This window comes from Bradyrhizobium sp. (assembly GCF_035701725.1).
Taxonomy (GTDB): Bacteria; Pseudomonadota; Alphaproteobacteria; order Rhizobiales; family Xanthobacteraceae; genus Bradyrhizobium.
The window spans coordinates 1-4283 of record NZ_DASSRP010000060.1; the positions used below are offsets into that span (position 1 = coordinate 1).

The 4283-nt window shown below is 63.4% G+C and carries 2 protein-coding genes and 1 pseudogene; 1 reads left to right on the forward strand and 2 read right to left on the reverse strand.

The window, feature by feature from the left end; genetic code table 11:
- Positions 1–108 precede the first annotated feature (108 nt).
- Both VFL62_RS02995 and VFL62_RS03000 read right to left on the reverse strand, forming a co-directional pair.
- Positions 109–519, reverse strand: a complete 411-nt coding sequence (locus tag VFL62_RS02995; protein ID WP_325170896.1) for an NADH:ubiquinone oxidoreductase subunit NDUFA12 — start codon at positions 517–519, stop codon at positions 109–111.
- A 77-nt stretch (positions 520–596) separates the two neighbouring features.
- The gene (locus VFL62_RS03000; protein WP_325170897.1) at positions 597–1496 is read right to left on the reverse strand and encodes a DMT family transporter; all 900 of its coding nucleotides are present in this window, start codon (positions 1494–1496) and stop codon (positions 597–599) included.
- Positions 1497–2277: 781 nt separating this feature from the next.
- On the opposite strand from VFL62_RS03000, the pseudogene VFL62_RS03005 reads away from it, so the two are divergent.
- Positions 2278–4283 (forward strand): annotated as a pseudogene (locus tag VFL62_RS03005) (vitamin B12-dependent ribonucleotide reductase); the annotation flags it as partial.

Consider the following 4283-nt stretch of genomic DNA (forward strand, 5'->3'; position numbering starts at 1 on the left):
CCCCGTTGATACCGCTGTTCACAGGCAAGTGGGCAGCGCACACGTTTCCGTGCGCGCCGCACAAGGGGGACAGCGCGGCTATTGCTGCAGTGAAATTGCGAAAGCGGGCTAGCCGCCCGGCGTCCACGGCACGTAGTCGCCGGTCGCCTTCGGGCGCTTGCCGCTCGACAGCGTCGAGCCGGAGGGACGGTAGGCATAGGGCGTGCCGGTCAGGTTCGGCACATGCGGCTTTTCCCACTCGCGCGGCTTGTGGCCGTCCTCGGTTGGCGGGGTGTCAACCGTGTGATGGATCCAGCCATGCCAGGCCGGCGGGATGCGGCTGGCCTCGGCCAGGCCGTTATAGACCACCCAGCGGCGCTCGAAATGCAGCGTCGGATCGATCTTGCCGCCGCGGGTGCGGTAATAGCGGTTGCCCTGCTCGTCCTCGCCGACCAGCTCGCCGAAGCGCCAGGTCCAGAGCTGGGTGCCGAAGGTCTGGCCGTTCCACCAGGTGAATAGTTTGAGGAAGAACTGCTTCATGACAGGCGAGCCGCTTTTCGGGGACGATTGAAGGCCCTGATGCCAGTTGCGGGCCGAATTGTCCAGTTACGTGAGGGTCAGGACTGGGTGGCCAGCGCAACCCCCGCGAGTGTGAAGCCAAGTGCGGCGATCTGGCCGATGCCGAGCGGCTCGTGCAACGCCACCGCCGAGGTCACCACGCCGATCACTGGAACCGCCATGGTGCCGATCGCCGCGACGGACGCCGGCAGCCGAGCCAGCGCCGCAAACCAGGCGACGTAAGCGACGCAGAACTGCCCGATGGTCGAATAGCTGAACAGCAGCCAGCCATTGAGCGTGAGGCCGGCGAAATTCGACTTATCGACCAGAAAGCCGATGATCGCGATCGGAAAGCAGCCGACGCCGATCTGCCACGCCGCGGCCGTGACCGGCGGCAGATGCAGCGGCCATTTCTTGGCCAGCACCGTGCCGAGCGCAAAGCCGAGCGCGCCGCCCAGCGCCATCAGGATCCCCGGCAGTTTGGAAGCACTCGCCGCAAAGCCGTGGCTGCCGAGAATAGCCGTCAGGCCGGCAAAGGCCATCACCAGCGACAGCACCCGCAACAGATTTGGCCGCTCGCCGAGGATCGGCCACGCCAGGAGCGAGGCCCAGACCGGCATGGTGTAGGCGACCATGGTCGCCTCGCTCGCCGGCAGATAGACGAGCGCAAAGCCCATCAGCACCATCCAGCAACCGACATTGAGAATGGCGGCGAGCACAAGGCGCGGCCAGAGCGCGCGCGGAACCCGCAAGCTCTGGCCCCATATCAGCGCCAGAACGGCCAAGAGGCCGGCGCCGATCACCCCCGTGGTGCCGCGCAGCGTCAGCGGCGGCAGATAGCCGATCAGGAACTTGGTCGCAGGCCAGTTGAATCCCCAGCCGATCGAGGTGATGGCGAGGAAGGCGAGGCCCGCGGGCGCAATGCGCGCTTTCGCGGCCGGAGGCTTTGGATGTGTCATGGGGGTGAGTCGCTCGCGGTCAGAGAAGTTTGCCGTGCCTTGGTCGATCGAACCACCACCGGAACGACATGTCTGACCGGAAATCCCGTGCGCTTACGTGAGTCTTCGCAAAGCAAGCCAAAGCCCACAAAAATACTTGTCCCTGTGAACAGCGGGGTGAAGGCGGCGCCGCCTTCCCGATCACAAATTTTTTCCCTTGGGAATCCCTGAGGACTCACTGATACTTGGGCCCATCAGGCGCGGGCGCGGCCCCCTGGTTTTCCCCATTTCCCACCATATTTAGTATTTGATTCAGAAACCCGCACTACTTCTTGACGTGCGCGTTGGAGTCGTCCTAGCTTTCTCCTGTTCGGCGCGAGTGTGTTTGGGTCCCGCCGGTCGCTCCCTAAAGGGTTCCAAAATAACCACTCCGTCGGCCGGTCGAGGCAACGGATACGGGCTGTTTTGTCCCTCGTCCTAAGGACCCCGTCGAAGCGTAAACGGCCGAATGGCCGAACGAAAAAAGCGGCCGAACGGCCGGAAGTTGAGTTGGGGCGTTGAGTACATGGAGTTTGAGACGGCGCTGGGGTTGCTCCGTTCTCGAAAGCCATGAACCGGACAGCCGATGGTGGCGAGCCACCCCGGTTGAACCGTCAGAGAACAAGGGCCGGAACCACCGGCTCAGGAACTGCGGGACTTCAAGGCGCCTTCCGGGTGGGAAGGTGAAGTAGAGGGATCGCTAAAGGCAACAATATCCGGCAGCCGCGGCGGCGGCCGGCTCAAGAAGAACGGGGCACGACCAATGCGAATCGAACGGCGCCACACCAAAACCGGCCAGTCACCCTACGCACAGATTGATTTCAGATTAACGACATCTGAGATCCGCAATCCCGACGGCTCGGTGGTGTTTCGACTGGAGAATGTCGAGGTGCCGGAGTTCTGGTCGCAGGTCGCCTCCGACGTGCTGGCGCAGAAGTATTTCCGCAAGGCCGGCGTTGCCGCGCGTCTGAAGAAGGTCGAGGAAGAGACGGTTCCCTCATGGCTGTGGCGTTCGGTGCCGGATACCGATGCCCTGGCGGCTCTCCCGGAGAACGAGCGCTATGTCAGCGAACTCTCCGCCAAGCAGGTGTTCGATCGCCTGGCCGGCTGCTGGACCTATTGGGGCTGGAAGGGCGGCTATTTCAGTAGCGAAGAAGACGCTAGCGCCTTCTTTGACGAGCTGCGCTACATGCTCGCCAAGCAGATGGTCGCGCCGAACTCGCCGCAATGGTTCAACACCGGGCTTCATTGGGCCTATGGCGTCGACGGTCCCGGCCAGGGCCACTATTACGTCGACTGGAAGACCGGCAAGCTGACCAAGTCCAAGTCCGCCTACGAACATCCGCAGCCGCACGCCTGCTTCATCCAGGGCATCGAGGACGACCTCGTCAACGAGGGCGGCATTATGGACCTGTGGGTGCGCGAGGCGCGCCTGTTCAAATACGGCTCCGGTACCGGCTCGAACTTCTCGCGCCTGCGCGGCGAAGGCGAGAAACTTTCCGGCGGCGGACGTTCGTCCGGCCTGATGTCTTTCCTCAAGATCGGCGACCGCGCCGCCGGCGCCATCAAGTCGGGCGGCACCACGCGCCGCGCCGCCAAGATGGTGGTGGTCGACGTCGATCACCCCGACATCGAGACCTATGTCGACTGGAAGGTGAAGGAGGAGCAGAAGGTCGCCGCCCTCGTCACCGGCTCCAATATCAACCAGAAGCACCTCAAGGCCGTGATGAAGGCCTGCGTGAACTGCGAAGGTTCAGGCGACGACTGCTTCGACCCCGAGAAGAACCCTGCCCTTCGCCGCGAGATCAAGCTCGCGCGCCGCAGCCTCGTGCCTGACAACTACATCAAGCGGGTGATCCAGTTCGCCAAGCAGGGCTACAAGGACATCTCGTTCGACACCTACGACACCGACTGGGATTCGGAAGCGTATCTGACGGTCTCCGGCCAGAACTCCAACAATTCGGTGTCACTGAAGGACGACTTCCTCCGCGCGGTCGAGACCGATGGCACCTGGAATCTGGTGGGACGCACCACCAAGAAGATCACCAAGACGCTGAAGGCGCGCGACCTCTGGGAGAAGATCGGCTACGCCGCCTGGGCGTCGGCCGATCCGGGCCTGCACTTCAACACCACGATGAACGACTGGCACACCTGCAAGGCGTCCGGCGATATCCGCGCTTCCAACCCGTGCTCGGAATACATGTTCCTGGACGACACGGCGTGCAACCTCGCCTCCGCCAACCTGCTGACGTTCTACAACACCACGACCAAGACCTTCGACACCGAGTCCTACGAGCACCTCTGCCGGCTCTGGACCATCGTGCTCGAAATCTCCGTGATGATGGCGCAATTCCCGTCGAAGGCGATCGCCGAACTCTCCTACGAGTTCCGCACGCTGGGCCTCGGCTTTGCCAATATCGGCGGCTTGTTGATGACCATGGGACTTCCTTATGACAGCAAGGAAGGCCGCTCGCTCTGCGGCGCGCTGACCGCGGTCATGACCGGAATCGCCTACAAGACCTCGGCCGAGATGGCGGCCGAGCTCGGCACCTTCCCCGGCTACAAGAAGAACGCCGCGCACATGCTGCGGGTGATCCGCAACCACCGCCGCGCCGCCCATGGCGAAGCGACGGGTTACGAGGCGCTCTCGGTGAACCCGGTGCCGCTCGACCACGCCTCCTGCCCGCAGGCCGATCTGATCGCGCATGCGACCAAGGCCTGGGACGATGCGCTCGCGCTCGGCGAGGCCAATGGTTATCGCAACGCACA

Excerpts from the sequence above, each read along its gene's own strand:
- VFL62_RS02995 (WP_325170896.1), bottom strand. The coding sequence starts at position 519 with ATGAAGCAGTTCTTCCTCAAACTATTCACCTGGTGGAACGGCCAGACC.
- VFL62_RS03000 (WP_325170897.1), bottom strand. The coding sequence starts at position 1,496 with ATGACACATCCAAAGCCTCCGGCCGCGAAAGCGCGCATTGCGCCCGCG.